This window comes from Meiothermus taiwanensis WR-220 (genome assembly GCF_003568585.1).
Lineage (GTDB): Bacteria > Deinococcota > Deinococci > Deinococcales > Thermaceae > Meiothermus > Meiothermus taiwanensis.
Map to the genome: position 1 here is coordinate 600,688 of NZ_CP021130.1, position 16,469 is coordinate 617,156.

The window sequence follows — 16,469 nt, forward strand, 5'->3', positions numbered from 1 at the left end:
CACCAGGCCCTACAGGGCCAGCGCCTCGGGGCTTAGCTCGGCTGCGCTTTTGGCCCCGGTCATTACCGCTACCGCGTCGGACATGCTGATGGTTTTGGGGTTGACCACCGCGGCCCGCTTACCCAGCCGCTGGATGTGGATGCGGTCGGCAATCTCGAAGACGTGGGGCATGTTGTGGCTGATGATGATCACCGGCAGACCATTATCGCGCACCCTGCGGATGAGCTCGAGCACCATGTTGCTCTCCTTTACTCCTAGCGCGGCGGTGGGTTCGTCCATGATTACCACGTGCCGGGCAAAGGCCGCGCTGCGGGCTACCGCGACCCCCTGGCGCTGCCCACCGGAAAGGGTCTCTACGGCCTGGGTCATGGAGCGGATGCCGATCTTGAGATCTTTCATGTCGGCGATGGCCTCCTCGAGCATCTTTTTCTTGTCAATCCAGCGGATCAGCCGGGCAAACCAGCCGGGGCGCAGAATCTCCCGCCCTAGAAAAAGGTTCTCGGCGATGGTCATGGCTGGGGCCACGGCCAGATCCTGGTAAACGGTCTCGATGCCGTTTCTGCGGGCGTCGATGGGACTGCGGAAATGCACCCGCTGGCCGTCCAGGTATATCTCGCCCGAGTCGGGGATAATTGCACCTGAGAGGGCTTTAATCAAGGTGGATTTACCTGCACCGTTGTCGCCGATAACGGCCAGAATCTCGCCCGCGCGCAGCTCGAAGTCGGTACCGTCCAGGGCAGTCACATGGCCGTAGCGCTTGACCAGGTTGCGGGCCTCCAGCACGATGCGGGGCTTGGTGGTGTTTGAGTCGGGATGAAAGCCCGGCGCTGGCTGCACCGGGGTGGAATTTACCTTGGTGTCCATAGAGCTAACTCCTACGCTTGGAAAGTTGATCGGCGGTCACGGCCAGAATTACCAAAATGCCGGTGATCAACACCTGGTAAACCGAGGAAACCCCCGTAAGGGTCAAGCCGTTGCGGAAGACTCCTACGATGATGGCCCCCAGGAGGGTGCCCAGGATCATTCCCCGCCCGCCGAACAGGCTGGTGCCGCCCAGCACCACTGCGGTGATGGTCTCGAGGTTCTCGGTTTGCCCGGCGTTGGGGTCGGCCACGCTGGTTCGGGAGATCAACAGCCATCCGGCGATGCCATAGAAGAAGCCGGCTACGGTGTAGGTAAGCAGCAGCACCCGCTGGGTGGGAATTCCCATCAGACGAGCGGCTTCAGGGTTGTTACCGACCGCGTATAGATGGCGGCCAGGGGCGGTCTCGCTCAGGAAAAACCAGACCAGCAGGTACAGCACGATCACCAATACAACACCATAGGTGAAGACCGTCTCGCCGATTTTGAAGGTATTGCCCCAGAAGAGGTGGGCTTCCGGCAGACCGCTCACGGTCTGGGCCCTGGAGTAGATCTGGGTCAGGGCGAAGGCGATGTTCATGGTGCCCAGGGTGACGATGAAAGGAGGCAGCTTAAAACGGGTAATCAAAAAGCCGTTTAAAAAGCCGAAAGCAGTGGTCACGGCCATGCCGCACAGAATGGCCAGCAGGGGGGGCATGCCCAGCTCAACAGCAAACTTGGCCATAACCATGGTGCCCAGGGCCATCACAAACCCAACCGATAGGTCAATGCCCGCAGTGAGGATGATCAGGGTCTGGCCGATGGCCAGCACTGCGACCACCGAGATTTGCTGCAGAATCAGGGAAAAGTTCTGGCCAGTTAAAAACCGCTCGGACTGAAAGCTAAAAAACACCACCGCCAGCAAAAGCGCTACCAGCGGCCCCATGATGGTCAGGCTGGGCAGCCTGTCCAGAAGGCTGCGAGGCTTTTGGGTGGTACCTGACTGCTCCGACATGCTCTCCTCGCTTTGATTTTTTGTTCCAAATTGTATCAGGCGTCTGGTCTGAAAATCCGGCTTTATTTGATGTTATTTTGTGAGGTTTTTGCGAAGACGGCCCAGCGTGTAGAACCGCTCGAGTTTTAGGAGATGGGGGAGGAGGCCAGCACCCCCTCCCCGGCTCAGCCTACTGGCCCCAGCAATTGGCCAGACCGAACTTCACATCCTTGCTGCCGACACCCGGCACGGGGTTCTTGGCGATCAGGGTGACGCCGGTGTCCACATAGCCTCGGGCCTTCTGGCCGGTTTTGGCGTATTTGACCCCAGCCGCCACACCCAGCGCGGCCATCTTCAGGGGGTACTGCTGCGAGGTGGCTGCAATAATGCCCCGCTCGACGTTGCGCACCCCCTCGCACCCGCCGTCCACTGAGACGATGATGACATTCTTCTCTTTACCGGCTGCCCTGAGCGCCTGATAGGCCCCAGCGGCGGCCGGTTCGTTGATGGTATAGACCAGGTTGATGTTGGGGTTTTTCTGCAGGCAGTTTTCCATGGCGGTTTGGGCCTTGGCCCGGTCGCCATAGGTGTCGGCCATGCAGACCACCTCGGCGGGCTTGGCGAGCTCGTTGCTTTCCTGCGGCAAGCTCGGCAAACCAAAGCCGGCCAGGAAACCGTTGTGACGCTGCGCGCCCACGGGGTGCCCGGGGAAGAGGTCGAGGGTGGCGATGACCGGTTTTTTGCCCTTCATGACTGCTGCGGCATACTCGCCGATCAGCACCCCGGCCTGGTAGTTGTTGGTAGCAAAAAGGGCATCCACTGCATCTTCGGGATCGGTGGGGCTATCCAGCGCAATTACCTGTACCCCGGCGGCTCGAGCCTTTTGAATGGCGGGCACGATGGCTTTGGCATCGCTGGGGGTAATCAGGATGGTGTTAACCCCGGCTGCCACCATGTTTTCGATAGCGGCCACCTGTCCTGCATTGTCACCGTCGGTTTTCCCTGCGGCGCTGATAAACTTGGCACCCAGCCGCTGGGCTTCCTTCTGGGCTCCTTCCTTCATCTTGACGAAGAAGGGGTTGGACTCGGTTTTGGTGATGAGCCCTATGTAAGGGGTTTTGTCCTGGGCGGTAACCAGCCCAAGCGCGGCGACGCCTGCTGCCAACAAACCTGTAATAGTGAGTACTCTACGCATGGTTTCTCCTCCTTGGCTAAAAAAGCAACCTTAACCCAAAACCTGTTTTTTCTAGTTTCGCCTCCTTTTTTTGAGCCCATTTTTACGACCGCCCGGGGGGGCGGTGGACTCCCGAAGAATGAAGCTGGTATCCAGCCGGATGCTGGTAGGCAGGGTGTCCTGGCCGCGGCTGAGCGAACTTAGCAGAGTTTCGCAGGCCAAGAAACCCAGCTCGTAGGTGGGCTGGGCTACTACGGTGAGGGCTGGTTCGATGGTTGCGGCCCAGCGAGAATCGTCAAATCCGACCACCGACAGCTCCTGGGGGATGCGGATGCCCATCTCGCGTAGGGCCAGTACCGCACCCACGGTCATCTCGTTGTTTCCCACGAATAAAGCTGTGGGCCGTTTATCGCTGGGCAAGGACAGCAGGGCTTTGGCCGCCTCACGACCATCGGCTTCGCGGTGATTGCCAAGTAGCACCAGGGTCTCGTCATAGGGGATGCCTGCGGCCTGCAAGGCCTCGCGGTAACCCTGCAGGCGCTCGACCGCGGTGGAGATGTCCAGGCGCCCTACGATCATGCCGATGCGTCGATGGCCCAGATCGATCAGATGCTGCACAGCTTTACGGGCCCCACCCACGTTATCGACCATGACCGTGCGGATGCCGGGGGTTCCACTGGTGCGATCGAGCTCTACGATGGGTAGCTTGGTTACGAGCTTGAGGTTTTCTTTGGCCTGGGGGCTGGGCACGATCAGGAGGCCTCGAGGTTGGTGCCCGCGCAGCACATTGAGGGCGCGCCGCTCTTTTTCTGGGTCTTCGTCGGTATTGAATAAGAAAACCGTGTAGTTGTGTTTTTCGGCGGCGTCCTGTACGCCTTTGGCTAGCGTGGCATGGAAGGGGTTTAGAATATCGGTAATGATCAGCCCGAGGGTCTGGCTGCTGCGCTGGCGCAGGCTGCGGGCGAGCTGATTGGGCTGGTAGCCCAGCTCCTGGGCCGCTTGCAGGATGCGTTTGCGGGTGGCTTCGGCCACCATCTCCGGGCGGGATAGCGCCCGCGAAACCGTAGCGGGGGAGACCTGCGCGAGCTTAGCGACATCATCAAGGCTGACCATATGCAATCGTTTGCAGTGCAGGATTTACAAAAAAGCCGCTCCATATGAGAAACACTCGATTGAAAGAAGGTCTGCGGGCGTACTTTTTTGCAATCGTTTGCAATTGTTGTGACCATATTTCTAACACATTTGACTCTGAAATGCAATAGCTTCTTTACAAGCCACCTATGGAACACGTTTGTTGGGAGTAGGTGGGAACAACTGGTTTGGTATGCCAGACTGTCTCGTTGCCACGGGGTAGTGGAGCTGTTTGGTGCGGTTTTTTCGGTTGGTTTTTGAGGCGTGTTGAAGCAGGATAAGGCTGGGTGCTGGGGGAAGGGTTCGCGGGTGGTGAGTAAGGTGTCAAATAACCAACCCCCAGGGGTTTTTCCTGCTAGGCTGGAGGCATCCTTCGGGGGTGTTTGGATCGGGTAGCCTCGAGGGGAGGTGTTTCCGAACCTACACCGCTCAAAGCACACCTTCCGAAGTAAGCTCGGCGGCTCGAGGGGAGCCGCCTTTTTATCCGTAATAGGCAATTAACCGCCCCAAGGCAATGACGGCCGTCCAGACCCCCAGCGAGAATAGCGCGTTCAGCTTGGCCGCCAACGGCGGGTGGACATGCTGATTCCAAGCCTGAAGACCCCGGGCGGTGCGGGTGTGAAAGATGAGGGCATTGACCCCGGCCAGGCCAATCAGGGCCAGCTTGCTCAGGAAGATGGGGCTAACCCCAATGCTTTTTGCATCGCTCAACAAAAGCAGAAAACCGCTTAGCGCGGCCAGGGCAAAGCCCGCCCAGGCCACGGGTAGCAGATGGGCGGCCATCTGTTGCACGGGGATTTGCCTGGATACCCCCAGCAAACGCAGATCGAACAGAGCAGCCGCCCCCACCAGCGCACAGAATCCCAGGATGTGCAGGATTTCTACCGTAGGGTACAGCCACTCCGACTGGCGCATGGCCAGCGCGAGCGGGGTGGCGTGCAGCCAGCCCAGCCAGGCCGTCCAGGCTTCACGCATCAGCGTAGTTCGACGGTTTTGCCATCCACAATGATGCGTTCAGCCCGCATTTCCTCGCGTTCGGTGCGGTGTGGATAGCCCACCACCGTGACCCGTGTCCCCACCTTGAGGCTGCCGTTGGGCAGCCCCCGGGCCTCCATCCTCGAGGGCGGGGCCAGCACCACGTACCACCTGCGCTGCATCATCAGACCGGTGGGGGGAACCTCTATCCAGATGGTGACATGAGGAAACTCGAAGGTAACCTCGGTGATGGTGCCGGTGGCGGTAATGACCCGGCTGGCATCGTAGCTGCTCCAGCCGTGGTGGGCCAGGGCCAAGCCCAACAGCAACCCTCCTGCAAGCCAGACTTTTCGCATAAGGCCTCCTTGTTCGCCGAGGGATGTAGGTGAAGACGTTTTTTCATGATCGTTGAGAAAGGAGCGCGGGTGTGTGGGGTGACTTACCCTGTGAAGAAGCTGACATAGCCGTGGTAAGCTATCGGCGCAAAAGAGGCATCTTTGAAAGGGGGTTGGATTATGCAGCTAAGGCGCTTTGTGACGGGAGTACTGGTTTTGTTGCTGGCGGCCTGCAGCCAGCCTGCTGCCGAACAGACATCGGCATCCATTGTGGAGGACATGCGCCAGTTAGGGGTCGAGCCCGCGGCCATTGCGGCCTATACCGAGGCGTTGCAGAACCTTGAGCAGGCCCGGCTGGCCCTGCAAAGCCTGAGCGCGGGTGATTTGCTGCTGGTGCAAAACATCGCCTTGGGGAGTGTGGCCAACTACGAGGCCTACTACAATGCACGTACCAGCTATCCGCAGTTTGACTGGAGCCGCAATGGGTGTTCGGCGCCGGAAGGGCTGGGGCTGGGCTACCGCGAGACCTTCCGGCCGGCCTGCAATGTGCACGACTTTGGCTATGCCAACTTTCCACGTTTCCCCAGCCTCTACAACGAGACCGGGCGCAAACTTGCTGACGACAACTTTCTGGTGAACATGAACCAGATCTGCCGCCCCAAAAGCCTCTTGAGCCGGACGGCTTGCTACTCGGCGGCCTATGCCTACTACCTGGCGGTGCGTTCGGCTGGCTGGGCTTACTTTTACGATTAGCCGTGAAGTAGGGCTCATCCCACTCGCTCGGCGGCAAAGCGACGGCTGGGGCGGACGTATTCGTCCTGGGCAGCGATGAGCTGAATTTCCCGGGTGTTCATCTGGTGGGTGAGCAGCAGCAGGTTGTACATAGCCGAGACGGCGTGCTCGAGGCTCTGGGCTACCTGCTGGGTCTGGAGGTAGTGCCCCAAGAACAGGGCTGCAATGGCGTCGCCGGTTCCGTTGCGGGGGGGCTCGAGGGGAATGCGGGGGGTGCGCACCAACCAGGCCCCCTCATCGGCTACGGCAAGGGTTTCGATGGTGTTTTCAGGGGCTTCTTGGCGCAGCAGGCTGGTCACCACCACGATGCGGGGGCCGCCCGGGTGCATCTGGGCTCGAACCATGCGGGCCGCCTCGAGCGCCTCCGGCAGGGTTTTTGTGGAAAGCCCGGTGAGGAGCTCGAGCTCGAACTGGTTGGGGGTGAGGATGTCGGCCTGGGGCAGCACCTGGGTTTTGATGATCTCGGGTATTTCCGGGCGTACGAACAGGCCCCGCCCCTCGTCGCCCATCACCGGGTCGCAGCAGAACAATGCGCTGGGGTTGAGCTGTCGTACCTTGCCCAGGGCCGATAGAATGGCCTCGGCCGTACCGCCGCTACCCATATAACCCGACAGCACCGCGTCGCACTGGCCCAGCACCTCGCGCTCAGCGATGCCCTCGACCACGGCCACCAGGTGCTCGGGCGGCAGGATCATGCCCTTCCACTGCCCGTAGCCGGTATGGTTGGAGAACTGCACAGTGTGAATGGCCCAGACCTCGAAGCCCATGCGTTGCAGCGGAAACACCGCGGCGGCGTTGCCAACGTGGCCGTAGCTAACCCAGCTTTGGATGGAAAGGATGTTGCGGGGCGGTTGCATGGGGGCAGTTTATCGCACACCGCCCATTACAAAGCAGCGTATGTGTCGCAGGATGCATTGGCTGTGGTGGCGGCGAGGGGTGCGCTGTATGGGGATGGCATCCAGCGAACCAGCCCAACGCCTTCTTCGCCGAGCGTATGGAGGGCTTGGCTTTGTGGGAATCAGCGGTTCTCGAGCGTCTCGAGGGCCAGGCGGTAGGTCTGGGCATGGCCGGCCACGGTCACCTGTGGGTCGCGGTTGTAGCCCCCGCCCATCACCACCACCAGGGGTTGGCTGGCTTGCCTGACCTTCTCAAATACCATCCGATCCCGTTCGGCCAGTCCTTGCAGGCTCAGACCCAGGCGCCCGAAGCGGTCGTTTTGCAGCACGTCCACCCCGGCGTTGTAGAAAACCAGATCCGGGCGGTGGGCGAAGGCCCGTTCCAGCGCAGGCTTCAGCGCTTCCAGATACGCTGCATCGCCGGTGGCATCCGCCAATCCTACGTCCAGGTCGCTTTCCTCTTTTTTAAGGGGATAGTTGCGCTCGGCGTGCACCGAAAGGGTAAAGACGGTGGGGTCGTTCCGAAAAAAAACCGCCGTGCCGTTGCCCTGGTGGGCATCGAGATCCACGATCAGCACCCGGCCATCCCAGCCCTGGGCCCGCAGGTAAGCAATTGCTACAGCCACATCGTTGAACAGGCAGTACCCCTCGGCCCGCCCCGGATAGGCGTGGTGGGTGCCCCCGGCCAGGTTGAGGCCTAGGCCGGTCTGAAGCGCGTCCTGGGTGGCGGCCAGGGTTCCGCCTGCTGCGTGCAGCGCCCGGGTGAGCAGGCTCTGGCTCCAGGGCAGCCCCACCTTGTGGGCCTCCTGGCGGTTCAGCCCATCGAACCGGAGCTTTTGTAAATACCCCTCATCGTGGGCCAGGGCCAGGGTCTCCCAGGCGATGGCCGGGGCGGGTTGTACGTCCAGCTCGTCTTGCAGCGCCTCGGCGACCCCGGCGTACTTGTACTTGGGGAAAGGGTGGTAATCGGGCAGCTCGAGGGTGCAATGGGCGGTGGAGTAGGCGCGGCGCATCGGGATCAGAATGCCACAAACCCTCAAGGGGCTGTGTGGCCGGCTCAAAAATCGATCTCGAGCTTGTAGCGCCCACTCTGGCCCTGCCGGTCGAGCTCGAGCTTGAAGCGCTCGGCCCCCCGCCGGTACTCGGCCTCGAGTTTGCTTGCGGGGCCTTTGTACTCGAGGCGGGTGCGCACCCAGCCCCGGTTGGTGAGCCAGTTGTGGAAGAAGGCGTAGACCTGCTCGAGGGGGTCGCGGGTCTCGAACTCGGCCTCGCTCGAGCCGCCCCGCTCCTCGCGCTTGAGGGCCACGCTGTCGGGATAGGGCGGCAGGCCCAGCCGGGCGTTCAGCACGAAACCGGAGCTTGAGCGCACCGGCGGGGGAGGGGCGGGTTCGGGCCGCACGCCCACCACACAGGCCGAAAGCAGCAAGGGTAAGAGCCAGAGCAAAGCACGCATACCTTAGCTAGCTTAAACCGCCCGGATAAGTAAATTGAGACATGGAAATGAAGGTCGGCTATAAAAAGCTGCTCGAGCAGGCCCTGGCCGAGATCGAGACCATCTCGGTGGAGGAGGCCAAAGGCTACCTGGGCCACCCCGACTACGTGTTTGTGGACTTGCGGGATATCCGCGAGCTCCAGCGCGAGGGTAAAATCCCCGGCGCTTTTCACGCCCCCAGGGGCATGCTGGAGTTCTGGATAGACCCCGAAAGCCCCTACCACAAGCCCATCTTTGCCTCGGGGAAAAAGTTCGTCTTTTACTGCGCGGGGGGCTGGCGCTCGGCTTTGGCCGCCCAGACTGCCCAGCGGATGGGCCTGGAGCCGGTCTGTCACATCGAGGGCGGCTTCAAGGCCTGGGCCTGTGCCGGGGGGGCGGTCGAGCGGCTCGAGGGGCCCAAAAATCAAACCTAAGGGAGCGGCCGGGATGCCAACCCTACGAGAGCTTTTTGGACTATTCGGTGTGGCCGCCCCAGCCCTGGAGGTGCGGGGGGTGACCCACGACTCGCGCCTCGTGCAGCCCGGTTTTGTGTTTGTGGCGATGCCCGGTGTGCCCCTGCCGAGCCGCAGGCCTCTCGATGGGCACGAGTACATCCCCCAGGCCCTGGCGAACGGGGCGGTGGCGGTGGTGGGGATGCGCGAGCTGCACCTGAACGTGCCCTACCTGCGGGTTGCGGATGCGCGCGCGGCCCTGGCCGATCTCGCGGCGGCCTTCTGGGGGTATCCGGCTAAGCGGCTGGAGCTTTTTGGGGTGACCGGCTCCAAGGGCAAGACCACCGTTGCGGTGCTGCTCCACCACCTGCTGCAAAGGGCCCGTCCGCCGGTGGGGCGGCTCTCCACGGTGGGCATCAAAATCGGCGAGGAAGAGCTTTTCTTGCCCGGCCACTTCACCACCCCCGAGGCCCCGCAGGTGCAGGAGATGCTGCACCGCTTCGTACAGGCGGGCTGCCGGCAGGCGGTGCTCGAGGTCAGCAGCCACGCCCTGGCCCTGGATCGGGTGCGGGGGCTGGAGTACCGGGTGGGCATCTTCACCAACCTCTACCAAGACCACCTCGACCTGCACGGGAGCATGGAGAACTACTTTGCCGAGAAAAAGAAGCTCCTGGAGCGCTCGAGCTTCGCCATCGTGAACAGCGACAACCCCTGGACCCAGACCCTGCTGGGCCGCCCCAACACCTGGAGCTACGGCCAGAGGGGGGAGTGGCAGGCCCAGAACCTGGTGGAAAGCCCCACGGGCCTCGAGTTTGAGGTGGCCTCGCCCCTCGGCCGCTTTGAGGTGCGGCTTCCCATGGTGGGCCGCTTCAACGCCGAGAACGCCCTGGCCGCCATGGCCGCTGCGGCACGGGCGGGCCTCTCGGTGGAGCAGCTCCAGGAGGGCCTGGCCAGCTTCCCGGGCGTGCCGGGCCGGATGCAGCTTGTACAGAGCGAGCCCTTCCGGGTGGTGGTGGACTTTGCCCACACCGGGGCCAGCCTCGAGGCCGCCCTGCAGACCCTGCGCCCCACCACCCAGGGCCGCCTGGTGGTGGTGATCGGGGCGGCCGGGAATCAGGATCCCAGCCGGCGGGTGGGCATCGGCCAGGTGGCGGCGCGGCTGGCCGATCTGGCCATCTTTACCGAGGAGGACCACCGCACCGAGCCGCTGGAGGCCATTTTGGAGACCATGGCCCAGGCCCACGGCGACCCCCGCCGCTACGTCCTGGTGCCGGACCGGCGCGAGGCCATCCGCTTTGCCATCCAACAAGCCCGGCCGGGCGATACCCTGCTCTTTAGCGGCAAGGGCCACGAGCGGACGCTCGAGCGGGGTACGGAGGCCATTCCCTGGAACGAAGTAGAAGAGGTGCGCAAGGCCCTGGCCCGTTAGACTAGGGCCATGCGGCGCGATGATCTGGTTCGCTGGCTGGATGAGTACCTAAAGATACGGGAGTTCAAAGACCCCTCGCTCAATGGGTTGCAGGTGGAAGGCCGGGAGGAGGTGCGCCGGGTGGGGGCCGCGGTGGACGCCGCCCAGGCCATCTTCGATAAAGCCGCCGAGGCCGGGGTGGATTTTCTTATCACCCACCACGGGCTTTTCTGGGGGCAGCCCTTTGCCATCGTGGGGTATCAGAAGAAGCGCCTCGAGCGGCTTTTCTCGGCGGGTATCAGCCTCTACACGGCCCATCTTCCCCTCGACGCCCACCCCGAGGTGGGCAACAACGCCGTCCTGGCCCGCGAGCTGGGGCTGCAAAGCCTGGAGCCTTTCCCACACCCCAAGTACGGCCACATCGGCTACATCGGCTACTTTGCCGAACCCACGCCGCTGGCCCTGGTGGAAGACCGCATCGGCGAGCTGACCGGTATGCAGCCCCTGGTGGTGCGGGCTGGGCTGGACGAGGTGCGCCGGGTGGGCATTGTCTCGGGGGGCGGGGCCGGGGATGTGGGGCTGGCCAAAGCCCTGGGCTGCGACCTTTTCATCACCGGCGAGCCCTCGCACGCCCACTATCACGAGCCCTTCGAGCTGGGCCTGAACGTGATCTACGCCGGCCACTACGACAGCGAGACCTTCGGGGTCAAGGCCCTGGCCGCCCGGCTGGAGCGCGAGTTTGGCCTGCCCTGGGTGTTTATTGAGCATCCGACCGGGCTGTAGCATGAAAGGTCTTTTTATAACCTTTGAAGGCCCCGAGGGGGCCGGCAAGTCGACCCAGGCCCGGCTTTTGGCGGACTGGTACCGCCAGAAAGGGCGCGAAGTTGTGCTAACCCGAGAGCCAGGAGGTACCGAGCTGGGTGTAGAGCTTCGTCGATTAATTCTGACCCGTCCCATGCAGGCGGAGACGGAGTTTTTGCTTTACAGCGCCGATCGCGCTGAACACGCGGCTACCGTTATACGGCCTGCTCTTGCCAGGGGTGCGGTGGTTATCTGTGATCGTTGGTTGGACTCTTCGCTGGCCTATCAAGGGTATGGTCGGGGATTGCCCTTAAGGTGGCTCGAGGAAGTCTCACGGGGTTTTCTTGGGGAACTGCGGCCCGACCTGACCTTCCTCCTGAGTCTCCCCCCTCGACTGGGGTTATGGCGGGCCAAACATCGGCGGGCCTCGAGTGAACCTGACCGTTTTGAGGCCGAAGAACTGGCCTTTCATCAGAGGGTACTCGATGGATTTCTGGAGCTAGCAGCCAGAGAGCCGCAGCGCTTTGTGGTGATGGATGTTGAGAAGCCTTTTGAAGAGGTGGTTCAGCGGCAAATACGCCGTGAGCTGGAAAGCAGAGGGCTGGTCTGATACCGGATTCAAAAAGATAATCATCCAAAGCAAATATCTCCAGAGGCTATCTTTTTGAATCCTAGAGCACTCCCTTCGGTCGGGTTAGTTCGTCACCATTCGGTGACGAACTAACCGAATCTGGTATGAGCGGGTCTCATTCATCTTTGGGGCCATGCGGTAAGGTAAAGGCGTGGCTCGAGCGTTCCTTGCCCTTTTGGCCCTGCTGGGCCTGGCCCTGGCCCAGCCTTCGGTTCCGGTCTGGGGTTTTCGCATTCTAAACACCTACCCCCACGACCCCCAGGCCTTTACCCAGGGGCTCATCTACCACAACGGTTTTCTCTACGAAGGCACCGGCCTCTACGGCCAGTCCAGCCTGCGCAAGGTGGAGCTCCAGACCGGGCGGGTGCTGCAAAGCCGGTCTTTGCCGCAGAAATACTTTGGCGAGGGTATTACCCTCTTCCAGAACCGCTTGTACCAGCTCACCTGGCAGAACCAGGAGGGCTTTATCTACGACCTGGGCTTCAACCTGGTGGGGCGCTTCACCTACCAGACCGAGGGCTGGGGCCTCACCCACGACGGCCAGCGCCTGATCATGTCGGACGGCTCGGCCCAGCTATTTTTCCTCAACCCCCGCACCCTGCGGCCCGAGCGCACCCTGGTGGTGCGGGCGGCTGGACAACCGGTGCAGCGGCTCAACGAGCTCGAGTACATCCAGGGCCGCATCTGGGCCAATGTCTGGCAGACCAGCCGCATCGCCATCATCAACCCCCAGAGCGGCAACGTGGAGGCCTGGCTCGACCTGAGCGGTCTTTCGCTTTTGGCCCAGGCCCGCAACCCCAACCCCGATGCCGTGCTCAACGGCATCGCCTACGACAGCCAGAACCGGCGTATCTTTGTTACCGGCAAGCTCTGGCCCTTCTTGTTCGAAATTGCAGTGGTAAGCAATCCATGAACCCTTCTGGACATCTGCGTGGCTACGGTCTGGGGCTCATTGCCCTGGCGGTGGCGCTCTCCACCACGGGCTATTTTTGGGCGGGACAGATTCTGAACCGCTCATCGCAACGCACCCCGTCCACACCCAGCGCGGTGGTGAGCATCTCGAGCCCCAAAGGAACGGTGGAGCTGCCAGTGCACAGGCTGTCCAACCCCCGGGCGCTCGACCTACTTACCCGAAAAGCCCACCAGGGCATTCTTTATAGCTTTTTGCAACCCCGCGATCATGCTTGGACAGGAATGGGGCTCGAGAAGCCCGTCTCGGTAGCTTTTCTGGATAGCCGCGGCACCATTCTAGCCATTATGGACATTGAACCCTGCCCCGCTCCCTCCCAGGGTAAAGGCTGCCGCAGCTATGCGCCGGGGGTGGTCTACCGGCAGGTGCTCGAGGTGGGGCAGGGCTGGTTTGCGAAGCGCCAGATCAGGCCCGGTGCTGTGGTGCGGGTGCGGCCGCTCGGGGCCCCCCTCAACTAGCTACCGCGCGGGCTGTGCCGGCTGGGCCTGCTGCAGGCTGCGCAGGTCGAGCAAGAAGTTGCCGGTGGTGGGCACCATGATGGTCTGGATGTTGGGGGCCAGCTTCTCGGCCACCGTGAGCTGGATGACCTGGGGGCTTTGCCGCAGGGCCTCGCCGCGCAGGCGGATGGCCTGGGCCTCGCCCTCGGCCCGCAGGATGGCGGCGTCGCGCTCGCCCTTGGCCTGCACCACCGCCCGCTGGGCGGCGATCTCGGCCTGCTGCCGGCGGTTGATCTCCACCTGCACCTGCTGCTCGGCGGTCTGCTTCTCCTCGATCACCTTGGCCACCGAGGGCGGAATGTCAATCCGGCGCAACAGCACCGAGATGAGCTCGATATGCTGCGCGCCGAGGTCTTCGCGCAGCTCCTTGGTGACGGCGGCCTCGAGCTGGGTTCTTTGGGTACTGATGAGTTCGGCGGCGTTGAACAAACCCACCGCGTCGCGCACCTTGCTACGAATCTGGGGCACGATCAGGGTCTCGAGGTAGCCCGGCCCCAGGTTGCGGTGAAGCTGGGGGGCCTCCTCGCGCTTGATGCGGTACTGCACGGTGACATCCACCCCAATGTCCAGCCCCTCCTTGCTGCGGGCGGTAATGGCATCCTCGCCGGGGGTGCTGGTGCCTGCGGGGGCCGGTCCCTTGGCCAGGGTTACTTCCTTCAGCCGGGCATCGTACAGAACAACGCTTTGAATACCCGGTATCACGATACGAAAGCCCTCGCCCAGCGGGGTGGGCTGCACACCGCCAAACACGTTGAACACCACCCCCACGTGGCCCGCCGGAACCACCACAAAGCTCTGGGAGATGGCCACTATGGCCAGCCCAACGAGCAGGAGCGGCGCGCCCAGCGCCCGCCGCCCACCGGGCTGCGCAAGCAGGACGATGCCCAGGATAGCCACCACGATACCTAAGAGCAGGAACATACACACCTCGTTTCTATGGTCATAGAACCCCAGTATGTAGGATAGAGGCAAAACTAAAAACAAAGAAGCCCGGCCATTGATAAGCCAAGGCCGCGTGCTCTATAGGTTTATTTTTGAGGCTGTCCCCGAAGTTAATCGGCTGCTGCGCTCCCGCTGTCCTTGCTGCCGGACTCGGACTTGTTGTTGGATCCAGCCTTGGAGTCTTTGATGTACCAGCCCGAGCCCTTGAACACCACCGCCGGAGCAAAAATCAGACGCTTGATGGGGGCGCCGGTCTCGGGGTGATGGGTGTAGGCGGGATCGTGAAAACCCTGCTCGAACTCGTATTGTTCACCGGTCTCGAGGTTCTGGTAAACGTATCTGGGCATAGCTGACTCCTATGGGACAAAGGTGTCTCGAGGGGTCACCTCCCTCACCTAAAGGATTTTGACAAACGACACCCTAGACTGTCAACCGGCCCTCCAGTTATACCCCTGATAACTTGCAGTCCCGCCCTGGAATGGAATACTGACGGGTATGGACAAGGCCGAACTCCGGCGCTGGGCCAAGGAGGTGCGCAAAAACCTTCCCACCGGAACGCTATCGCAGGCGGTAAGCCAGCACCTGGCCCGCTTTTTGCAAGAGCATGGGGCCCGGCATATCCTGCTCTACAGTGCTTTTGGCTCCGAGCTCGACCCTGCCCCAGTGCAAGGTCTATACCCTGCTGCCTACTACCTGCCCCGGGCCCGCACCTACCAGCTCGAGGTGCACCCCCTGCCCTGCCGGTTGGTCAAGCACAGGTACGGCTTCTGGGAGCCGGCCCCCGAGACACCCAGGGTGGCGCTCGAGGTGCTGGACGCCGTGCTGGTGCCGGGCCTGGCCTTCGACCCCTGGGGCCACCGGCTGGGCTATGGGCAGGGCTTCTACGACCGCTTTCTGGCCCAGCTACCCCCGCGCACCCTCACGCTGGGCCTGGTGGCCGAGGCGCTGGTGGTGCCCGAGCTGCCCCACGACCCCTGGGACGTGCCGGTGCGGTTTCTGGCCACCGAGCGGGGGGTTCGGCCCGCGCTTTCTTAGGGGGCGTAGAGGAACCAGGGGGCGGGGTTGGTGGGGATGCCCCGCACCCGGATCTCGAAGTGCAGGTGGGGCCCGTTGGACAGGCCGGTGTTGCCCGAGTAGCCGAGCAGGTCGCCGGCCTGCACGGTCTGGCCCGGCTTTACTGCAATGCGCGAGAGGTGCCAGTAGCCGCTGCACACCCCCAGCCCGTGGTCGAGGGTGACGGCGTTCCCTCGCACATCAAGCCGCTCGGCCAGGCCCACCACGCCGGGGGCTGGGGCGTATACCGGGGTGCCTTCGGGTACCCCGTAGTCGAGCCCCTCGTGGTAGGAGTAAGTGCGCCCACCGTCGTAGCTGCGGCGGGTGCCGAAGGGGTCGGTGATGCGGTTGGTCTGGACGGGCTTTCGGAAGGGGCCCCGCCACTGCTGGGGCCGGTTGAAGTCGCAGGAGCCCACCACCTTGAGCCGCTCGGCCCGTAGCCGCTCCGGCACCAGCAGGGCCCGGCGGTCGGGGGGCAGTTGCAGCACAAAGCGCCCAAAGCTTCCGGCCACCACCCGCACCTCGAGGCCCACCTCCGCACCCCCCACCCGCAGCCGGGCGGGGTAGACCCCAGGGGCCTGCAGGGCCGGTACGGGCAGCAGCACGCGGTTTTGCTGGATGGGGTAGGTGCCACCCAGGAAGCGCACCTCGCCCTGTACCGGCACTGGGGCCGTGATGCGAATCACCGCCAGGTGGCCCTGGATGGTCTCCTGGGGCCACTCGAGGGCCTCGATGGGGGCCGGGGCCTGGGTCAGCCGGCGCAGGGCTGGACTGGGCTGCCCCGTTACCCGCAGCACCTGCCCCACCCGAAGCTTGGTGGGGTCTGCGATGTTATTCAGCACCTGCAGGGCTTCCACGGTGGTGTTGTACTGCCGGGCGATGCGGTAGAGGGTCTCGCCGGGCCCGACGGTGTGGGTGGTCTGGGCCAGGGCGAGGGAACACAGGACAAGCAACATAGAAAGCACGCGGCGCATAGGGCCAGTTTATCGCTGTCAGGGGTGTGAGCTGGCCACTGATAGCCAAAGACTCCTTCCGGCAGCGAATGAAGGGATACGCTTTCTTCGCCGAGCGTGGCGAGGGGTCTGCTCTAGGATGCAAAAAGCTAGC

At 62.9% G+C, this 16,469-nt stretch carries 20 protein-coding genes; 8 read left to right on the forward strand and 12 right to left on the reverse strand.

What is annotated here, in order from left to right; all coding sequences use genetic code 11:
• Window positions 1-9: 9 nt before the first annotated feature.
• The 6 genes from MTAI_RS03060 to MTAI_RS03085 form a co-directional block, all read right to left on the reverse strand.
• Window positions 10-864, reverse strand: coding sequence for an ATP-binding cassette domain-containing protein (locus MTAI_RS03060; protein ID WP_027887399.1), 855 nt, complete (start codon window positions 862-864; stop codon window positions 10-12).
• Window positions 865-868: 4 nt separating this feature from the next.
• Window positions 869-1,855: an ABC transporter permease gene (locus MTAI_RS03065; RefSeq protein WP_027887400.1), complete on the reverse strand. Its 987-nt coding sequence runs from the start codon at window positions 1,853-1,855 to the stop codon at window positions 869-871.
• A 169-nt stretch (window positions 1,856-2,024) separates the two neighbouring features.
• The gene (locus MTAI_RS03070; protein WP_027887401.1) at window positions 2,025-3,029 is read right to left on the reverse strand and encodes a sugar ABC transporter substrate-binding protein; all 1,005 of its coding nucleotides are present in this window, start codon (window positions 3,027-3,029) and stop codon (window positions 2,025-2,027) included.
• A gap of 51 nt (window positions 3,030-3,080) precedes the next feature.
• The gene (locus MTAI_RS03075; RefSeq protein ID WP_027887402.1) at window positions 3,081-4,121 is read right to left on the reverse strand and encodes a LacI family DNA-binding transcriptional regulator; all 1,041 of its coding nucleotides are present in this window, start codon (window positions 4,119-4,121) and stop codon (window positions 3,081-3,083) included.
• Window positions 4,122-4,619: 498 nt separating this feature from the next.
• Window positions 4,620-5,114: a hypothetical protein gene (locus MTAI_RS03080; RefSeq protein ID WP_027887403.1), complete on the reverse strand. Its 495-nt coding sequence runs from the start codon at window positions 5,112-5,114 to the stop codon at window positions 4,620-4,622.
• Window positions 5,114-5,470 (reverse strand): DUF6152 family protein, encoded by a 357-nt coding sequence (locus MTAI_RS03085; RefSeq protein WP_027887404.1) that lies wholly within the window; start codon window positions 5,468-5,470, stop codon window positions 5,114-5,116. The genes MTAI_RS03080 and MTAI_RS03085 overlap by 1 nt, the downstream gene beginning before the upstream one ends.
• Before the next feature lie 159 nt (window positions 5,471-5,629).
• Here MTAI_RS03085 and MTAI_RS03090 point away from each other — a divergent pair, with 159 nt between their 5' ends.
• A complete protein-coding gene (locus MTAI_RS03090; RefSeq protein ID WP_036196926.1) occupies window positions 5,630-6,202 on the forward strand; it encodes a phospholipase A2 in 573 nt (190 codons plus the stop codon).
• Between the two features lie 14 nt (window positions 6,203-6,216).
• Here MTAI_RS03090 and pdxY read toward each other — a convergent pair whose 3' ends face one another.
• The 3 genes from pdxY to MTAI_RS03105 all read right to left on the reverse strand — a co-directional run bounded on the left by pdxY (window position 6,217) and on the right by MTAI_RS03105 (window position 8,590).
• Complete coding sequence (gene pdxY, locus MTAI_RS03095) at window positions 6,217-7,098, reverse strand: pyridoxal kinase PdxY (RefSeq protein ID WP_027887406.1); 882 nt, start codon at window positions 7,096-7,098, stop codon at window positions 6,217-6,219.
• A 161-nt stretch (window positions 7,099-7,259) separates the two neighbouring features.
• Complete coding sequence (locus tag MTAI_RS03100) at window positions 7,260-8,150, reverse strand: histone deacetylase family protein (protein ID WP_027887407.1); 891 nt, start codon at window positions 8,148-8,150, stop codon at window positions 7,260-7,262.
• Window positions 8,151-8,194: 44 nt separating this feature from the next.
• Window positions 8,195-8,590 (reverse strand): hypothetical protein, encoded by a 396-nt coding sequence (locus MTAI_RS03105; protein ID WP_027887408.1) that lies wholly within the window; start codon window positions 8,588-8,590, stop codon window positions 8,195-8,197.
• A gap of 41 nt (window positions 8,591-8,631) precedes the next feature.
• Between MTAI_RS03105 and MTAI_RS03110 the strand changes: the two genes are divergently transcribed.
• From MTAI_RS03110 to MTAI_RS03135, 6 genes are all read left to right on the forward strand, one after another.
• Window positions 8,632-9,042, forward strand: coding sequence for a rhodanese-like domain-containing protein (locus MTAI_RS03110; protein WP_223299598.1), 411 nt, complete (start codon window positions 8,632-8,634; stop codon window positions 9,040-9,042).
• Window positions 9,043-9,055: 13 nt separating this feature from the next.
• The gene (locus tag MTAI_RS03115) at window positions 9,056-10,489 is read left to right on the forward strand and encodes a UDP-N-acetylmuramoyl-L-alanyl-D-glutamate--2,6-diaminopimelate ligase (protein WP_027887410.1); all 1,434 of its coding nucleotides are present in this window, start codon (window positions 9,056-9,058) and stop codon (window positions 10,487-10,489) included.
• Between the two features lie 9 nt (window positions 10,490-10,498).
• Window positions 10,499-11,251 (forward strand): Nif3-like dinuclear metal center hexameric protein, encoded by a 753-nt coding sequence (locus MTAI_RS03120; protein ID WP_027887411.1) that lies wholly within the window; start codon window positions 10,499-10,501, stop codon window positions 11,249-11,251.
• 1 nt (window position 11,252) lies between these two features.
• A complete protein-coding gene (gene tmk / locus MTAI_RS03125) occupies window positions 11,253-11,879 on the forward strand; it encodes a dTMP kinase (protein ID WP_027887412.1) in 627 nt (208 codons plus the stop codon).
• A gap of 172 nt (window positions 11,880-12,051) precedes the next feature.
• A complete protein-coding gene (locus tag MTAI_RS03130; RefSeq protein WP_027887413.1) occupies window positions 12,052-12,813 on the forward strand; it encodes a glutaminyl-peptide cyclotransferase in 762 nt (253 codons plus the stop codon).
• Entirely contained in the window at window positions 12,810-13,328 is a 519-nt protein-coding gene (locus tag MTAI_RS03135; RefSeq protein WP_027887414.1) for a DUF192 domain-containing protein, read from the forward strand. The genes MTAI_RS03130 and MTAI_RS03135 overlap by 4 nt, the downstream gene beginning before the upstream one ends.
• Here the strand turns inward: MTAI_RS03135 and MTAI_RS03140 are convergent, their stop codons facing one another.
• Together MTAI_RS03140 and MTAI_RS03145 are read right to left on the reverse strand one after the other, a co-directional pair.
• Window positions 13,329-14,288 carry a prohibitin family protein gene (locus MTAI_RS03140; protein WP_027887415.1) on the reverse strand — a complete coding sequence of 320 codons (960 nt, stop codon included), beginning with the start codon at window positions 14,286-14,288 and terminating at the stop codon, window positions 13,329-13,331.
• Between the two features lie 131 nt (window positions 14,289-14,419).
• Window positions 14,420-14,656, reverse strand: a complete 237-nt coding sequence (locus MTAI_RS03145) for an FmdB family zinc ribbon protein (protein ID WP_027887416.1) — start codon at window positions 14,654-14,656, stop codon at window positions 14,420-14,422.
• 148 nt (window positions 14,657-14,804) lie between these two features.
• On the opposite strand from MTAI_RS03145, the gene MTAI_RS03150 reads away from it, so the two are divergent.
• Entirely contained in the window at window positions 14,805-15,344 is a 540-nt protein-coding gene (locus tag MTAI_RS03150; protein WP_027887417.1) for a 5-formyltetrahydrofolate cyclo-ligase, read from the forward strand.
• Here MTAI_RS03150 and MTAI_RS03155 read toward each other — a convergent pair.
• A complete protein-coding gene (locus tag MTAI_RS03155; protein WP_027887418.1) occupies window positions 15,341-16,336 on the reverse strand; it encodes a M23 family metallopeptidase in 996 nt (331 codons plus the stop codon). The genes MTAI_RS03150 and MTAI_RS03155 overlap by 4 nt on opposite strands.
• Between the last annotated feature and the right edge of the window lie 133 nt (window positions 16,337-16,469).